Below are 15,521 nucleotides of genomic sequence, written 5' to 3'. Positions count from 1 at the left end.
CGCATGGTTGAAGACCGCTTCAGCACCCGCGATGTTCTCGAACTGACCGGCGTGACCGCGCGCCAGTTGCAGTGGTGGGACGAACAAGGCGTTGTAGTGCCCGAACGCGAAGGCCGCAACCGCATCTATTCACCTGCCGATCTGGTGGAAATCATCGTCATCGAAGAGCTCCGCCGCAGACGTATCTCGTTGCAGCAGGTGCGCCGCGTCCTGCGTTTCCTGCGCAAAGAGGTGCATGCTCGACTTGCCGACATCGTACAGGGCGATGAAGAACATCATTTGCTCATCGAGGGCAGGCGTATCTATCTAAAATCGGATTCGCGCCAGATCATCGATCTCATGCGCAATACGAACCAGCCGATGCTGCTCATATGTCTTACCGACGCAGTAAGGCGTCTCAAAGTGGATCTGAAGAATGTTCTGGCCAGCGGGCCGACAAAGTCAGTGAGCCGCGACAGGAATCAAAGGAGGGCAACGGAAAAACTTAAGACTGCGTAAATTACAGGCGAATCTCCGAGAAGCATTGTCCGAAAAAGCGAACCCATAAAGGAGGCATCATGATGTCCGCAGAACTGCAATTGCTCGAAGAATGGATCCCGGAGCAGATGGAACCGGGAACGCTATTTGTGCTCGAAAACGCAGGAACGATGGGTGACGCTCGAAATCCTTACTGGGCGGTGCTGGCATGCCCCTGCTGCGGCGCTCTGGGACTGATTACGCGGGCTCAGTTTGCCGGACTGGAATCGATGATCTGCGGCGCAAACAACTGCTCGGCTGAATATTACCTGCGGGGAGATGAGATCGAATACCGCAAGCCGCACTAGGGGACTGGCCGTCTAGGCATACGCGCCTTTGGCGCCATCTCCACGAGTGCCTTAAGCCTTGGCTCTTCGCGCCGCTCCCGCTGGTCGCTTAGATCGTGGCCGGGGTGCCCATATAAAAGAAAGGCTGCTCTGATGAGCAGCCTTTCTTTTATTGAAATGGAATATGTGATTTATGCGCGCGCGTAGGACGCGATGGCGCTGGCTTCGTCATCCTTAATATCGAAGACGGTATAGAGCTTCGTGATCTGCAGCAGGTCGTGAACCTTCTTGGTCAGGTTCAGGAGCTTCAGCTCTCCACCCTGATTGCGGACAGTGGTGTAGGCGCTCACCAGTTCACCGATGCCCGAGCTGTCGATGTAGTTCACATCGGCCAGGTTCAGCAGAATCTGCTTCTGTCCCTTACCGAGCAGGTCACGGATTGCGTCGCGCAACTGTACACTGCCTTCGCCGAGGGTGATGCGGCCGCTGAGATCCAGAATGGTTACACCGTCAACCTGACGGGTATTCAACTTCATGCTCACGAAAAAGTCCTCCTCCTTAAACTAACTGCCGGTTTGGGCGGTCCCAAGATGTTTGATGAGCGTCAGCTCGGTTCCAGGATGCAATTGCTTGAAGTGTACCTCATCCATGAAAGAGCGGATGAGAAAGATTCCACGTCCGGAGCCGCGCAGGAGATTTTCAGGGGCCAGGGGGTCGGGAAGAGTCGCGGGATCGAGCCCTTTGCCCTGGTCGGTGATGCGGATAACCAGCGAATCACCGGTATTTTCAAAGGTCGCTGTAATTCTTTTTTCCGGGTCATAGGAGTTGCCGTGAAGGACTGCGTTGACTGCCGCTTCCCGGACGGCCATGGCAACGCGGAAGATTTCATCTTCATCCATGCCGGCCTTTTTCGCCAGCTGTTCGGCGGTTTGTTCCACCCGGTTCACGCTGTCCAGCGAGGATTCGAGTGTATACGTTATCCGGCCTGCCTTGGACTCGGTCAAATGGTGTTCCTCGCCATAGTGCATCGACATCCTTAGTTTTTACCCGTTGTAGGGCAGTTTGCTTGGTTGACGGACTAATGTCAAGCAGAGCACTGAGCAAAGTCTCGATTGCACTGCAAGATACTGCGAACGCGCTGCTAAACTGCACACGAGACGCCTGATGCATGAGAAGCACAACAATGGACACAGCCTAAGTACCCTGCTGGGCACTCCTATTACGGATACGCGGGGGGAGATTTGCGGGCGACTCAAGGACATTGCCGTTGGTACAGGTACGGATGCGGGGCGCGTTGTCGGCCTGGTGCTCAAGACGCGACAGGGAGCGCAGCTGGTTTCTGCAACCGGTGTGCGGGAGACGCCCAGCGGCGTTCTCGAACTGCGCGAGCGGGCGGAGCTGCGACCGGTGCGCGGGGACGAGAATTTCATCCTGTTGCGGCAGGACCTGCTCGATCGGCAAATCATCGATGTACACGGCCACAAAGTCGTTCGCGTCAACGATGTTGATCTGCAGTGGTTTTCGCATGAAGAACAGCAGGACCTGCGTGTCCGCGAGGTCGAGGTCGGCCTGCGCGGAGCCGTGCGCCGCCTTCTGCTGGGAGTGCTGCCGAGGCGCACCCTCGATGGGCTGGCAAAGCAGCTTCCGGCGAGGGTCATTCCGTGGGATTTTGTAGACCTGATCGAAGTCGATCCGGCCCGCCGCGTGAAGCTGAAGATCGAGCACGAGCGGCTGGCCCAGATGCATCCGTCTGATATTGCCGACATCCTCGAGGAGCTGGCTCCGGCGGAGCGCGAAGCGATCATTACTTCTCTCGACGAGGAAGTGGCTGCCGACACGCTCGAAGAGGTTGATCCCAGGCTCCAGAAGGCCCTGGTCGAATCGCTCGATTCGGAAGTGGCTGCGGGAATTGTCGAGGAAATGGATCCGGGAGCGGCTGCCGATCTGCTGGCTGAGCTTCCTGACGAGCGCTCCGAGGCCATTCTGGAAGAGATGGCTCCCGAAGAGCGGCAGGAAGTTGAAGAGCTGCTCGAATTCCGCGAGGATTCTGCCGCGGGCCGCATGACTACGGAGTTTGTACAGGTGCCGTTCGAAGCCATGGTTGCTGATGGAGTCGAAGCGCTGCGCCGCTTTGAAGGCGATCCTGAAACGGTGACGGAAATTTATCTTGTAGACGAACACGACGTGCTCCAGGGCGTCATTCCTCTGGCGCGGATCGTTCTGGCAAAGCCCGAAACAAAGCTGGCAGTGCTGGCAGAACCGAAGTTCATTTCATGCCAGGCGGACGCTCATCAGAAGCAGGTGGCGGAGTTATTTGATAAATACAACCTGCGAGCGTTGCCTGTTCTGAATGAGGGTGGAAAGCTGGTCGGCGTGGTGGAAGCGGATCATGTCATTGCCTTTCTCAGAGAAGGGAAGTAGGGAGTAGGGAATAGTGACGTTGGGAATAGGGAGATAGGGAGGTGGGGATAGTAAAGCAGGGATTTAGAAGTTGATGCATGACATAGTGGCTTCATGGGAGTTTCTCATAAAGACCTGATTGTCTGGCAGCGCGCTATCCAGATGAGCGTTGCCATTTACAAACTTACCGCCGGATTTCCTCGTGAAGAATTGTATGGCCTGACTGCTCAGCTCAGGCGTGCAGGAGTTTCAGTGGCGAGCAATATCGCTGAAGGTTATGGCCGGATGTCTACAGGAGAATATAAGCACTTTTTGGGGATGCGCGCGGATCAAACTTGGAAGTTCAGACCCAATTACAAATCGCCGCAGAGCTTGGTTTTGGTGATTCCGATAAACTGCAATCAGCAGACGAGCAATCAAATGAAATCAGTAAAATGCTGAGGTCGATGCTGAAGAAACTTTGACCAGTTCCCTAATTCCCTATTTCCCTGATCCTAAATGATGCTTCGCCGCTGGAGAACCCGGATATTGCTGTTCCTTGCCGTGCTTGGGCCGGGATTTATTACAGCCAATGTCGACAACGACCCAAACGGGATATTCACCTACTCGCAGGCGGGCGCTCAGTTCGGCTATTCGCTGCTCTGGACCATTATTCCCATTACGCTTGCGCTGATTATCGTGCAGGAGATGTGCGCCCGCATGGGCGTGGTCACAGGCAAGGGGTTGAGCGACCTTATCCGCGAAGAATTTGGCCTGCGCATCACGTTTGTTGTCATGGTGCTCCTGGTCATTGTGAATTTCGGCAATGTGATCGGCGAGTTCGCCGGAATTGCTGAGAGCCTGCAGCTCTTTCATTTGTCGAAGTACATTTCCGTGCCTGTATGCGCTGTGCTCGTGTGGCTGCTTGCTGTCAGGGGCGATTACAAGAGCGTCGAAAAGATATTTCTGACTGCTTCGGTTTTCTATGTCACGTACATCATTGCCGGCGTTCTCTCCGGCCCCAGTTGGCGGACGGCAATCGTAGCCACCGTGAAGCTGCCCTCGCGCGCAACCTGGGCCCAGCACGATTACCTGTACATGGTTGTTGGCGTGATAGGTACTACCATCGCTCCGTGGATGCAGTTTTATCTGCAATCCTCAGTGGTAGAGAAGGGCATAAGCGTAAAAAAATACGCTGCCATGCGGCTGGATGTCATCGTAGGCTCCATCTTTACCGACGTGGTTGCATGGTTCATCATCGTCGTTTGTGCGGCAACTCTCTGGGCGCACAATCTGGGAGACATTTCGAGCGCCGCGGATGCCGCTGAGGCAATGAAGCCATTAGCAGGCCAGTATGCGTTTCTCCTCTTCGCCTTCGGGCTTTTCAATGCTTCCTTTTTCGCCGCTTCTGTGCTGCCGCTTTCCACGGCCTATACGGTTTGTGAAGGCCTGGGTTTCGAGTCGGGAATAGACAAAGGATTCAATCAGGCGCCGTTTTTCTACTGGCTTTACACGTTCTTGATTGCGGGCGGAGTTGCGGTTGTTCTGTTTCCCAATTTTCCGCTCGTGCCTTTCATGATCTTTTCGCAGGTGATGAACGGTATCTTGCTGCCGATCGTCATCATCTTCATGCTTCTGCTCATCAACCGCAAAGATCTGATGGGCAAATACGTCAACTCACGCTGGTTCAATGCAGCAGCCTGGTTGACAGCAATTATTGTTTCGATCCTCTCATTGATTTACATCGCCCAGCTTGTGCGGCACTGAGGCCGGGAAAAAGAAAGCCCCGACCTCTGCGGGAGACCGGGGTTCAGGAGGTTGTGTAATTCAAGAGACGTTCTTAGAGTACGGAGCCTCAAGCTCTTCGTCTTGGGCGAAATGGAGGGTTTTTCACTCCACCTTTGGTTGGAGAGCGCTCTATAATCAGCGGAGGCCCAGCGAAGGCAGGAGCAGCCGGCCCGCTTCCTCCTTTATCTGTGTTGAATACTTTACATTTATGCGAAATTTCCATGCCTGAGGAGACTCGGACAAGCAGTTGCCCGTCTTGTCTTCGACGGCCTTCGCTATCGTTTGCGCGACAGCCTCCATCCTGGTTACGGACATGGTGCGGAGGGGTTGCAGATGGGATTTTGATGTATTTCCTCCATTCTTGTCGCTGGCTCATTCCAGCAGTAATGCTTCTTGCGCTTACAGGCAGCGCTTCATCTGCGTCGGCGCAGGAGTCCTTCGCATCTCTGCCAGACGCCCCCGGCATGATCCAGCAGCAGACAAGCCAGCCGCAACCCGTGCAGAAAACACAGCAGGAACAGTCTGCAGAGGACCTGAGACACGAAGAAAAGCAGCGCATTATGGGCATCATGCCCGAGTTCAATATGACGGACAATGCGCAGGCACTCCCGCTGACCCCGAGGCAGAAATTTCAACTCTTCTGGAAGAGTTCGACCGATCCATTCATTTTTCTTACTACTGCAATCGATGCCGGAATCAGCCAGGCCGAAAACGAATTTCCCGGATACGGGCAGGGCGCACAGGGATACTTCAAGAGATTCGGCGCATCATATGCCGATACCTTTGACGGCAACCTCTGGGGCAATGCCATCCTCACGGTATTGCTGCATGAAGATCCACGTTATTTCCGCATGGGAAGCGGTCCGGTTTTGCAACGCTTTCTGCATGCCGCTACAGCCAGTGTCTGGTGTCGACGCGATAATGGCACCTGGGGCCCGAACTATGCGAACGTGGCAGGCAACATCATTGGCGGGAGCATCGCCAATGTTTATTATCCGGAATCGGATCGCGGCCCGGGCCTGGTCTTTGGGCGCGCGCTGACAGTAACTGCCGAGGGCGCCATCGGTTCTCAGCTGGTGGAGTTCTGGCCGGACATTGCGCGCAGGATCTTTCGCAAGAAGAGCCATGCAACCGGCGCACTAGCGCAGCATTAGGCTGCAGAGATTTTTCCTGTGATACCGTTATCAACGGAAACACCTCTGCATCTATGAGCACAAAAGCCGTCCGTTCGCTGTTGTTGTCTTCTTTGTTTCTATTTGCGATTGCTGCACACGCCTCCCACACAGTTGTTTTCTCTGAGTCCGGCTTTCCTTCCGCAGACTCGCCTGCCGTAAACGCCTCTGCTCTGCACACTGCATTCGCTGATGCAGAGTTTGCCGGCGCGGCGCAGCTGTCTTCTGCACTTGAAAAGCAGGAGACCGATCTGCTGGTGATGCCTTATGGCTCGGCGTATCCTGAGGCGGCGTGGCCTGCAATTCTGCGTTATCTCGACCGGGGCGGCAATCTGTTGGTGCTCGGCGGAAAACCGTTTACGCGTGCAGCGTATTCCACGGGGTCGAGTTGGCAGCTGCGCGCTCCCAGCGTGGCGGCATCGCTCGAGTTGTTTATCCATGACTACCAGGAGACACCCAGTTCCAACGGGCTCACCTATGAGCCGAACCATGATGTGCAGCCGGAAGTTTCTTCTTTCCGCTGGAAGCGTGCTTTCAGTCCTGTCATCCGGCTTTCTGTTGTGAACAAGTACGGTGATGGCGGCACCACCGGCGACAACGATGCCGATCTGACGACACTGGCGTGGGGATCGAAAGACGGGCACAAGCTGGCCGCGCCTGTCTTTGAGATCGACCACAACAATTACCGCTTTGTTGGAGGCCGCTGGATCTTCGTTGCCTGCGAGCCCGATGGCGATTTCTTCTCCAATACGCAGACACTTACTTTGCTCGCTCAACTGGCCACGCGACAGAATGACCGCTTCACGCTGCGTCCGCGGCTGCCGCTGTTTCTGCCCGGCGAACCTCTGGAGTTGCAGTACAGCGGCGCTCAGTCTTCCGGCGATCAGCTGAAGATCAGGGCCACAGCTGAAGAGGGCGGCAAGCCGGTGGAGATGACAGTGGCTGCCGATGCATCCGAATCCATCATCCTGCCTGCTGAAGCAGCGGATGGGCGCGGCCTGCACACGATAGAAGCAACGCTCGTGCGCGGCGGCAAGCCATTGCGAACCTATCGCAGCGGCTTCTGGATGCGTGACTGGAACTATCTTCTTTCCGGCCCGAAACTCGGTGTTGGCACGGACTACTTCACACTCGACGGCAAGCCTCTGCCCGTGGTCGGGACGACGTATATGTCGAGCGATGTGCAGCGCATGTACCTCATCAAGCCGAATGCCTATGTCTGGGATCGCGACATGGCGCAGATTCACGGCGATGGGCTGGATATGATCCGCAGCGGATTGTGGGCTGCGTGGGAGCCGCTGCTCACTTCGAATGGCGAGGTGAGTGAGCCGGCGCTGCGCACCATTGAGGCGTTTCTGATGTGCGCGCGCCATAACCATCTTCCTGTGCAGTTCAATCTGTTCTCGTTTTATCCGGGAAACTTTGGCGGCTTGAACGGTTATCTCGATCCTGCCGGGCTGCATGCGCAGAAGGCTTTTGTTGCTTCGCTCGTTGGACGTTTTCATGAAGTCCCGTTTCTTGCCTGGGATCTGATCAATGAGCCGAGCGCCAATGGAAACGTATGGAAAGAGCTGCCGCAGGGCGATGCGTTTGAGCAGACAGCGTGGCGCAAGTGGCTCGCGGCGAAATATCCTGATCGGGCTGCGCTGCTCGACGCATGGGCTGAGCCCTCCGTCGGAATCGGTCGCGATCTGCAGCTGCAGCCGCCGACTACTTCGCCTGAAATTACTCCTCAAGACCCGTTGGCGCTGCCCAAGGCCGGTGCGTGGAACTTTGATCCGGTGCGGTCCGGCTACAATCCGCTCAAGATTTACGATTACTACCTCTTTACGCAGGACGTTTTTGCAGACTGGGTGACACAGATCAAGGGTGTAATCCACAAGAGCGGCTCGCAACAGCTCATTACTGTCGGGCAGGAAGAGAATGGCGTCGCCAACCGCATCTCGCCTGCGTTTTATTCGCAGCTCGTCGACTTTACCGCCGACCACACCTGGTGGGACTTCGACGCGATTCTCTGGGCGACGCTGGCAGCAAAATTTCCCGGCAAGCCCATGCTGATCCAGGAGACGGGCGAGCAGCGCCGCCTTACGCAGGACGATCATCTGCGCTTCTCGGCGGAGATCGAGGGCTGGCAGCTGGAGCGCAAGATCGCCTTGGCCTTTGCGCAGGGAACGGGTGCTCTCGAATGGGTCTGGAATGTGAATGCCTATATGGCGAATGACAACGAGATTCCTATCGGCGCGGTGCGTCCTGATGAGACGGAGAAGCCCGAAGCGCGCGTGCTTGCCGATTATGCGTCGTTCATCGCGAAGAGCCCGGCCAGCTTTACTCGCATTGAAGCTCCCGCAGTGACGATTGTGACCTCGCAGGCATTGCAGTACAGCGGGCAGGATAAGCTGGCGCTTTCTGTGCAGAACCATGCGCTGCGTGCACTGTGCTACTACGATCACACGCCGGCGCGCATGCTTCCGGAGAACCGGCTTGCCGAACTGGGTCAGCCGAAGCTGGTGATCCTGCCGGCATCGCAGGCGCTGACTGATGCCGCGTGGCAGCATCTGCTCGACTATGTGGGCAATGGCGGCACGCTGCTGGTCTCAGGGCCTGCTCTCCGCAATGAGCACTGGCAGATGGTCGACCGGCTCCATGCGCTCGGAGCTGAAGCGAAAACCCTGCCGCTTTCCGTGCGGCAGTCGACGCTCGCATTACCCGGACAGTCTCCGCTTCTAGTGACGTATCCTGCGATGGCGCAGGATTCACCGATCGAGGTGTTGCGTTTTGCGGATGGGAAGTCGGTCGAATCTCTTAGCCATGGCAAGGGGCACATCCTCTGGGCCTCCGATCCGGTGGAGCTTGCGGAAGACTATACGCAGACTGCCGCGCTCTATAGCTATGCATTGCACGAAGCTGCAGTGAAGCCGTCGTTTACCGGCACGCTTTCTCCGGGAGTGCTGGCGTTTCCTACCGTGCTCGATGATGCGGTGCTCTACAGCTTCTCCAACGAATCTCTGGATGACCAGGCGGTGGATCTTCGTGACACTGTGAGCGGAGGTCGCATGAAGTTCACGCTGCCGGCACAGCGGGGTGCGTTGGTGCTGCTCAATAAGCGAGATGGGGCTGTGATTTCGGCGTCGGGGGCGACCGGAAGTGAGAAGTAACCGGGCCTTTATCCAGCTGGCTGCGAGTGGCTCAAATCGGTAATCTATGTTACTCTTATTCCAGACACTTAGGAAGTGTAACCTACTGAAATCGCAATAGGAGTAATGCACTCTCGTGCTGGCACCTGCAAAAAAGACTGAAATTATCACGCGCTTTCGCACTCATGACTCCGATACCGGCAGTCCTGAGGTGCAGATTGCAATCCTGAGCGAGCGCATTGGCGAGCTTACCGAGCACTTCAAGACCCACGCGAAGGACCATGCTTCGCGCCGCGGCCTTCTGATGCTGGTGAGCAAGCGCCGCCGCCTGCTCGATTACTTGAAGACGAACGATTCCGACCGCTACCGGGACGTTATCGGGAAGCTGGGCATCCGCAAGTAGACAACACCTTGTCTCCTACGCGCACGCGACGGGAACTTCGCACAGGATGGGAAAGCGCTGGCCGGATCGACGGCTGGCGTGTATCCATGCTTGAGGATTTTTCCGCCCATACCTCCCACATCTCTACGAGATATGGAGTGCTGACACCTGTACCGAAGAAAACTGCAGGCCTCTCCCCTGCGTCGCTTCGCGACTCCGGTCGGGATGACAGCTCCCGGACAATGCGCGTTCCCGCCCCTGCACACCCCAGAACACGAACAGCGCGTATTCCGGGGAGCTCGATAGCTCCTGCCAAGATTGAAGAAATGAGGACAATATGAAGCAAGAAGTCGCAGTTGAGCTTGCCGGTGGCAAGCGGCTGACTTTTGAAACCGGCCGCATGGCCAAGCAGGCCTCCGGTGCAGCCCTGGTCACGCAAGGTGACAGCGTGGTGCTGGCAACCGCCGTGGCCAATCCTGACGCAAAAGAGGGAATCGACTTTTTCCCCCTTACCGTTGACTACCGTGAATATGCCTACGCCGGTGGACGTATCCCCGGCGGATTCATCAAGCGCGAAGGCCGCCCAAGCGAGCGTGAAATTCTCACCAGCCGCCAGATTGACCGCCCCATCCGCCCGCTCTTTCCTGAAGGCTTCCGCAATGAGACCCAGGTCATCGCGCTCGTCTTCTCCGCGGACAAGGAAAATGATCCCGACGTCGTAGGTATTAATGCCGCAAGCGCGGCTCTGGCGCTTTCCGATATTCCGTTTGCCGGGCCGGTGGGCGCGGTGCGCGTGGGCTATGTGAATGGCGAGTTCGTTGCGAACCCGTCGTATTCTGAGCGCCGCGAAAGCTCCATCAACATCACTGTTGTCGGCACCAAGGACGGCATTGTGATGATCGAGAGCGGCTCGGAGGGCGTGACGGAAGAAGTCGTCGTTGATGCGATCGAGTTCGGTCACACCGAGATCAAGAAGATCGTTGCCGCGATTGAAGAGCTGGTTGCGAAGGCCGGCAAGCCGAAGCGCGCATTTGCTGCTCCGGAATTTGATGCTGCCTATTATGATGCGCTGAAGACGAAGGCTGGCGCCCGCCTTGCGGATGCGCTCGATACCAAAATGCATCCCAAGACCGAAAGCTACGCGCTGGTCAAGCAGATCAAGGACGAACTCGCGGCGGAAATTCCAGCCGATGAGAACGCCGCGGAAGCAAAAAAGAAGCTCGCTCACTACTATGAAACTCTGCGTGAGCGCATCTTCCGCGAGCAGGTCACGAAGGAGCGCATCCGTCCTGACCGCCGCGCCTTTGACGAAATTCGCCCGATCACGATTGAAGTAGGCGTGCTGCCGCGCACGCACGGCTCGGCGCTCTTTACGCGCGGTGAGACGCAGGCACTGGTCACTGCCACGCTGGGTACCGGTGACGACTCGCAGCGACTGGAAACCTTCGAAGGCGAGCAGAAGAAGCGCTTCATGCTGCACTACAATTTCCCGCCGTTCTCGGTGGGCGAAGTGGGCCGCATGACAGGCGTAGGCCGCCGCGAAATTGGCCACGGGGCTCTGGCGGAGCGCGCGATCTCGGCTGTGCTTCCTGCCGAGGAAGAATCGCCGTACGCGTTGCGCGTGGTCTCGGACATTCTGGAGTCGAATGGTTCCTCGTCGATGGCCTCGGTCTGTGGCGCGAGTCTTGCGCTGATGGACGCAGGCATTCCGCTGAAGGCTGCTGTTGCCGGCGTGGCCATGGGTCTGGTGAAGGAAGGCGATGACTACGCCATCCTGACCGACATTGCCGGAGCGGAAGACCACTACGGCGATATGGACTTCAAGGTTGCCGGAACGCGCGATGGCATCACTGCACTGCAGATGGACATCAAGATCAGCGGCATCACCGGGCAGATCATGCGCGAGGCACTCGAACAGGCGCGCCGCGGGCGGCTCTTCCTGCTCGACAAGATGGATGCGACGCTGAGCGGTCCGCGCACGGAGAAGTCGAAGTTCGCGCCGCAGATTCGCACGCTGCAGATTCCGACGGACAAGATTCGCGACCTCATCGGGCCGGGCGGCAAGACGATCCGCGGCATCATTGAAGTCACGGGCGTCAAGATCGATGTGGACGATACGGGCCGTGTGAATGTAGCGTCTTCTGATGCCGAGGGTCTCGAAAAAGCCCTGGCCATGATCAATGACCTCACCGCTGTTCCTGAGGTCGGCAAGACGTATCTGGGCAAGGTCGTTCGCCTGGCCGAGTTTGGCGCGTTTGTCGAGCTCTTCCCGGGAACTGATGGGTTGCTGCACATCAGTGAAATCGCCGAACATCGCGTGAAGGACGTGAAGGACGAACTGCGTGAAGGCGATCAGGTTCTGGTGAAGGTTCTTGGCATTGAAGGAAACCGTATCAAGCTCTCGCGCAAAGCCCTGCTGAAGGAACAACGCGCGAAGCTTGGTCTCACCACTGAGCCGCAGCCGGGGCAGGTGGATGTGGCTGCGTCGGCTGCTCCGAAGGAAGAGCGTCAGCCTTCTTCGAACGCCAGCACGATCACCATCGAAGGCGGCGATGATTTCGACGACGTTGACGGAGATGGAGAGGACGAAGGCGAAGAGGTCAACTTCAACCGCGCGGATGAAGCTCCGGCACATGCGGGTGGCGGAGAACGCCGTCCGGGTGGCGGTGGCGGCGGACGCAGGCGCCGCGGACGCGGAAGACGCGGCCCGGGACGCGGACCGGGTGGAAACCGCGGACCTCAGTAAAGAAAAGGCCGTGCCGAAAGGCACGGCCTTTTTACGTCTGATTAAAACAAGTGAAACGGATAAACCTGCAACTTCAACCGTTCTGTCGCATCCAACACACAATTCGTTACCAGGGAGGTAACAGCAGCTACCACCGCGAAGCGATGCGCGTCTAAGGTAGGGTAAACTGAGCGAGCATGAGTGCATCCATGTACATCGTCGTAGAGGGCGAAGATCCAGGTTTCGATATCTTCGTCAACGGACGGGCACTTGCGCGCAACGAAGATGCGCTGGAAAAGCTTGCCTACCGCCTGGGCGTGAGGCCGATGCTCGACTTCTTCTCGGCAGATGAGAACTCGATGGCCCTGCTGCTTGAAGAAGGCGCGGGTGATCCCGAATGGGCGAAGACCTTGCCTCCTCCGCAGTGGTTTTCACCGGAAGACGGCCTTGACACCATCAGCACCTTGCTTGATTTCCTGAAAGACAACCCATCCGCGCTCGGTTCGGAGACCACGCCCGTGGTCAATGAACTCGAAGAATATGAGCGCGTTCTGCGCAAAACCTCACAGCGCAGCCTGCGCTGGCAGCTAGCCGTCAGCTGGCGCTAAGACTGCGCCTTCGGGCGCCTTTTTTCTCTCAATTGCTCAATAATTCGTTCCACGATGTCGAAATCAGCCATCCCTCGTTCGTCATGGTAGTAGGAGATTTCAATGGATCGCGTGCGGGAAGAGGGCGGAAGCAGACAGGAGCAGCACTCATACATTGAGACCGTCGTTGCTGAAGGCAGCGGGCTGCAGCGAACGTCGCTGACCGAGGCGAAGACAGCGGATGAAAGATTTTTGCTCTCTCTTGTCCAAATGGCCGAGAATCGAGCGTCATGGTAACAGGAGAGAGCAAATGCAATACATTCTGATGGACTATGTAAATGAATCGGGCTGGCCCGCACTGACTCGGGCAGAGCAAGAGCATTGGCTGGGAGCTTATCGAGCATACATGCAGGCAATGACAGAGGCAGGCGTGCTCAAGAGCAGCAGCGGCCTCTATCCCACATCGTCGGCGACGACGGTACGGGTTACAAATGACAGGCCACAGGTGCTCGATGGTCCTTACGCAGATACGAAAGAGCAGATTGGAGGCTTCCACATGATTGAGGTTACCGATCTCGATGCAGCGATTGCGTGGGCGGCGCGCTCTCCTACGGCACTTCATGGAGTGGTGGAGGTACGTCCCGTACGAGAAGGAACTTTGCTGACGCGGGATATGAGCGAGGTGCTTAATCCTGCATAAACTTCTACCGCCAGGATGCAACGGACGCTAAAACCCGCATAGATAATTTTTCGCCTTCTATTTGCTTTACTGGATAACAACAATTTAGATGATCGCATCAGGTCACAGTGAGCAGATTCATAACATAGTGGGAGAAGTGGCGCGCCGCAGTTATGGCAGGCTGGTAGCTTTTCTTGCGGTTCGCGCGCGAGATGTGGCTGCTGCCGAGGATGCGCTCTCAGAGGCCTTTGCTTCGGCATTGATCGATTGGCCGAAGCATGGCTGTCCTCAAAATCCTGAAGCGTGGCTGCTTACTGTTGCCCGCAGGAAGCTGATCGACGCTGCGAGACGCAACCAGTGGAATGTCTTGGGCACGGATGAATTGGAGATTCTTGCCGATGAGCACGAAGCATTGTCAGACGCGGAAATTCCTGATCGTCGCCTGGCGCTGATGTTTGCCTGTGCGCATCCGGCGATTGAAGCAGGTGTTCGTGCTCCCCTGATTCTGCAGGTGATTCTTGGGCTTGATGCGAAGAAGATCGCTTCAGCATTTCTTACCTCTCCAGCGGCTATGGCCAAGCGGCTGGTCAGGGCCAAGGAGAAGATTCGCGAAGCGGGCATTCCGTTCCGCATTCCTGAACGAGAAGAGCTTCCTGTGCGGCTTGAGGCGGTGCTCGACGCAATTTATGCCACCTTCGCAGAAGGATGGAGCGACTTCGTCCGCGCCGATCTTACCGAAGAGTCGATTTTTCTTGTTCGGATTGTATGCGAATTGTTGTCTGAAGAACCGGAGGCGCTGGGCTTGCTGGCGCTTATACTTCATGCCGAGGCGCGACGACGCGCGCGGCGCAACAGAAGAGGCGAGTATGTTCCACTGGCCGAGCAGAATCCTGATGAGTGGAACTGGCGCATGATCGAGGAAGCTGAGTTATTGCTTCGGCGCGCCGGCACGTTTGGCAGACCAGGCCGTTATCAGCTTGAGGCAGCTTTGCAGTCGGCGCATGTGTATCGCCGGCGCACTGGTGAGGCGAATTGGGGAGAGGTCGTCGAGATTTATGACGCGTTGCTTGGGTTGACTCAATCGCCTGTAGTCGCACTCAATCGCGCCCTGGCAGTTGCGGAGATCCACGGTGCAGGCGCTGGTCTTGACGCCATGCCTGAGCTGGTCGAGTACCAGCCTTACTGGGCTGCGCGCGCAGAGCTGCTGGCTCGGTCGGGCGCGAAAGGCGAAGCGCAGTATGCATATGAAATGGCGATTGGTCTTGAGAAGGATGATGCGGTGCGGCGGTTTCTTACGCAGCGGGTGTCTGTGCTGAATTATTCAGGATGACAACTTGGAGGAGCCGTTTCGCATGCTATGCCTCCAGCTGTTTGCGGAGCAGGATGAGCTGTCCTAGGTGGTAACTGGTGTGGTCGCCTGCAAGAAGCACTTCGCGCAGCAGCGTCTGGCCGTCGCCCCAGGGAATTTGCGCATAAAGGTTGGAGTCCGGTTCGCCTACCAGTTTTTCAAAAGCGTCAATGTCCGCCTCAATGGCTTTTACGGAGGACTTCCACTCACCCGCCGATTTTGGGGCTTCAGCTTCGGGCCAGTACTCCCTGGGCCATTCAGGAAAGACATATTCGGGATTTGTGCAGAATTCTATGAGGTCATGCAGGGTGATTCGGATGTGTTCGAGCAGTTGCCATGCGGAGTAAGGTGTACCTTTGGGCTTCTTGCCATAAAATTCAGGCGGGAAATCGTTCAGAGCGCTGCGGAAATCGATGTGGGCACTGCCACCGCGCAGGAATTCAATGAGATTGTCACGAAGGATGCGGTTGTCTGTGGGCATCAGTCCCTCCGTTTCATCTGATGCGTGAAAGAAGGAACGGCTT

At 56.9% G+C, this 15,521-nt stretch carries 15 protein-coding genes and 1 pseudogene; 13 read left to right on the top strand and 3 right to left on the bottom strand.

Going from position 1 to position 15,521, the window contains the following annotated elements:
- Positions 1 to 3: 3 nt before the first annotated feature.
- Positions 4 to 498: a MerR family transcriptional regulator gene (locus AC5S16_RS09835; RefSeq protein ID WP_493929882.1), complete on the top strand. Its 495-nt coding sequence runs from the start codon at positions 4 to 6 to the stop codon at positions 496 to 498.
- A 59-nt stretch (positions 499 to 557) separates the two neighbouring features.
- The gene (locus AC5S16_RS09830) at positions 558 to 824 is read left to right on the top strand and encodes a hypothetical protein (RefSeq protein ID WP_493929881.1); all 267 of its coding nucleotides are present in this window, start codon (positions 558 to 560) and stop codon (positions 822 to 824) included.
- 170 nt (positions 825 to 994) lie between these two features.
- Here the strand turns inward: AC5S16_RS09830 and AC5S16_RS09825 are convergent, their stop codons facing one another.
- Together AC5S16_RS09825 and AC5S16_RS09820 are read right to left on the bottom strand one after the other, a co-directional pair.
- The gene (locus AC5S16_RS09825; protein ID WP_493929880.1) at positions 995 to 1,345 is read right to left on the bottom strand and encodes an STAS domain-containing protein; all 351 of its coding nucleotides are present in this window, start codon (positions 1,343 to 1,345) and stop codon (positions 995 to 997) included.
- Between the two features lie 21 nt (positions 1,346 to 1,366).
- Positions 1,367 to 1,807, bottom strand: coding sequence for an ATP-binding protein (locus tag AC5S16_RS09820; protein WP_493929879.1), 441 nt, complete (start codon positions 1,805 to 1,807; stop codon positions 1,367 to 1,369).
- Positions 1,808 to 1,967: 160 nt separating this feature from the next.
- Here AC5S16_RS09820 and AC5S16_RS09815 point away from each other — a divergent pair, with 160 nt between their 5' ends.
- The 11 genes and pseudogenes from AC5S16_RS09815 to AC5S16_RS09765 all read left to right on the top strand — a co-directional run bounded on the left by AC5S16_RS09815 (position 1,968) and on the right by AC5S16_RS09765 (position 14,979).
- The gene (locus AC5S16_RS09815; RefSeq protein ID WP_493929878.1) at positions 1,968 to 3,224 is read left to right on the top strand and encodes a magnesium transporter; all 1,257 of its coding nucleotides are present in this window, start codon (positions 1,968 to 1,970) and stop codon (positions 3,222 to 3,224) included.
- A gap of 93 nt (positions 3,225 to 3,317) precedes the next feature.
- Positions 3,318 to 3,667 (top strand): annotated as a pseudogene (locus AC5S16_RS09810) (four helix bundle protein).
- Between the two features lie 37 nt (positions 3,668 to 3,704).
- A complete protein-coding gene (locus AC5S16_RS09805) occupies positions 3,705 to 4,949 on the top strand; it encodes an NRAMP family divalent metal transporter (RefSeq protein ID WP_493930216.1) in 1,245 nt (414 codons plus the stop codon).
- A gap of 407 nt (positions 4,950 to 5,356) precedes the next feature.
- The gene (locus AC5S16_RS09800; protein ID WP_493929877.1) at positions 5,357 to 6,124 is read left to right on the top strand and encodes a hypothetical protein; all 768 of its coding nucleotides are present in this window, start codon (positions 5,357 to 5,359) and stop codon (positions 6,122 to 6,124) included.
- Between the two features lie 53 nt (positions 6,125 to 6,177).
- A complete protein-coding gene (locus tag AC5S16_RS09795; protein ID WP_493929876.1) occupies positions 6,178 to 9,297 on the top strand; it encodes a hypothetical protein in 3,120 nt (1,039 codons plus the stop codon).
- 115 nt (positions 9,298 to 9,412) lie between these two features.
- A complete protein-coding gene (rpsO, locus tag AC5S16_RS09790; protein WP_493929875.1) occupies positions 9,413 to 9,679 on the top strand; it encodes a 30S ribosomal protein S15 in 267 nt (88 codons plus the stop codon).
- Positions 9,680 to 9,995: 316 nt separating this feature from the next.
- Positions 9,996 to 12,404: a polyribonucleotide nucleotidyltransferase gene (pnp, locus tag AC5S16_RS09785; RefSeq protein WP_493929874.1), complete on the top strand. Its 2,409-nt coding sequence runs from the start codon at positions 9,996 to 9,998 to the stop codon at positions 12,402 to 12,404.
- 176 nt (positions 12,405 to 12,580) lie between these two features.
- A complete protein-coding gene (locus tag AC5S16_RS09780; protein ID WP_493929873.1) occupies positions 12,581 to 12,991 on the top strand; it encodes a hypothetical protein in 411 nt (136 codons plus the stop codon).
- Positions 12,992 to 13,093: 102 nt separating this feature from the next.
- Positions 13,094 to 13,267, top strand: a complete 174-nt coding sequence (locus tag AC5S16_RS09775; protein ID WP_493929872.1) for a hypothetical protein — start codon at positions 13,094 to 13,096, stop codon at positions 13,265 to 13,267.
- Positions 13,268 to 13,280: 13 nt separating this feature from the next.
- Entirely contained in the window at positions 13,281 to 13,670 is a 390-nt protein-coding gene (locus tag AC5S16_RS09770; protein ID WP_493929871.1) for a YciI family protein, read from the top strand.
- Positions 13,671 to 13,758: 88 nt separating this feature from the next.
- A complete protein-coding gene (locus AC5S16_RS09765) occupies positions 13,759 to 14,979 on the top strand; it encodes an RNA polymerase sigma factor (protein ID WP_493929870.1) in 1,221 nt (406 codons plus the stop codon).
- 25 nt (positions 14,980 to 15,004) lie between these two features.
- Here the strand turns inward: AC5S16_RS09765 and AC5S16_RS09760 are convergent, their stop codons facing one another.
- On the bottom strand, positions 15,005 to 15,478 hold the full coding sequence (locus AC5S16_RS09760) for a DinB family protein (protein ID WP_493929869.1): 474 nt from the start codon (positions 15,476 to 15,478) through the stop codon (positions 15,005 to 15,007).
- Between the last annotated feature and the right edge of the window lie 43 nt (positions 15,479 to 15,521).

Source organism: Acidobacterium sp. FHG110202_01, from assembly GCF_059115305.1.
Note: the sequence above shows the minus strand (reverse complement) of the source record. Positions and strands in the feature narration are given on the sequence as shown.

Excerpts from the sequence above, each read along its gene's own strand:
- AC5S16_RS09815 (WP_493929878.1), top strand. The coding sequence starts at position 1,968 with ATGCATGAGAAGCACAACAATGGACACAGCCTAAGTACCCTGCTGGGC.
- AC5S16_RS09800 (WP_493929877.1), top strand. The coding sequence starts at position 5,357 with ATGCTTCTTGCGCTTACAGGCAGCGCTTCATCTGCGTCGGCGCAGGAG.
- AC5S16_RS09765 (WP_493929870.1), top strand. The coding sequence starts at position 13,759 with ATGATCGCATCAGGTCACAGTGAGCAGATTCATAACATAGTGGGAGAA.
- AC5S16_RS09780 (WP_493929873.1), top strand. The coding sequence starts at position 12,581 with ATGAGTGCATCCATGTACATCGTCGTAGAGGGCGAAGATCCAGGTTTC.
- AC5S16_RS09760 (WP_493929869.1), bottom strand. The coding sequence starts at position 15,478 with ATGCCCACAGACAACCGCATCCTTCGTGACAATCTCATTGAATTCCTG.
- AC5S16_RS09770 (WP_493929871.1), top strand. The coding sequence starts at position 13,281 with ATGCAATACATTCTGATGGACTATGTAAATGAATCGGGCTGGCCCGCA.
- AC5S16_RS09795 (WP_493929876.1), top strand. The coding sequence starts at position 6,178 with ATGAGCACAAAAGCCGTCCGTTCGCTGTTGTTGTCTTCTTTGTTTCTA.
- pnp (WP_493929874.1), top strand. The coding sequence starts at position 9,996 with ATGAAGCAAGAAGTCGCAGTTGAGCTTGCCGGTGGCAAGCGGCTGACT.
- AC5S16_RS09835 (WP_493929882.1), top strand. The coding sequence starts at position 4 with ATGGTTGAAGACCGCTTCAGCACCCGCGATGTTCTCGAACTGACCGGC.
- AC5S16_RS09830 (WP_493929881.1), top strand. The coding sequence starts at position 558 with ATGATGTCCGCAGAACTGCAATTGCTCGAAGAATGGATCCCGGAGCAG.
- AC5S16_RS09805 (WP_493930216.1), top strand. The coding sequence starts at position 3,705 with ATGCTTCGCCGCTGGAGAACCCGGATATTGCTGTTCCTTGCCGTGCTT.
- AC5S16_RS09775 (WP_493929872.1), top strand. The coding sequence starts at position 13,094 with ATGGATCGCGTGCGGGAAGAGGGCGGAAGCAGACAGGAGCAGCACTCA.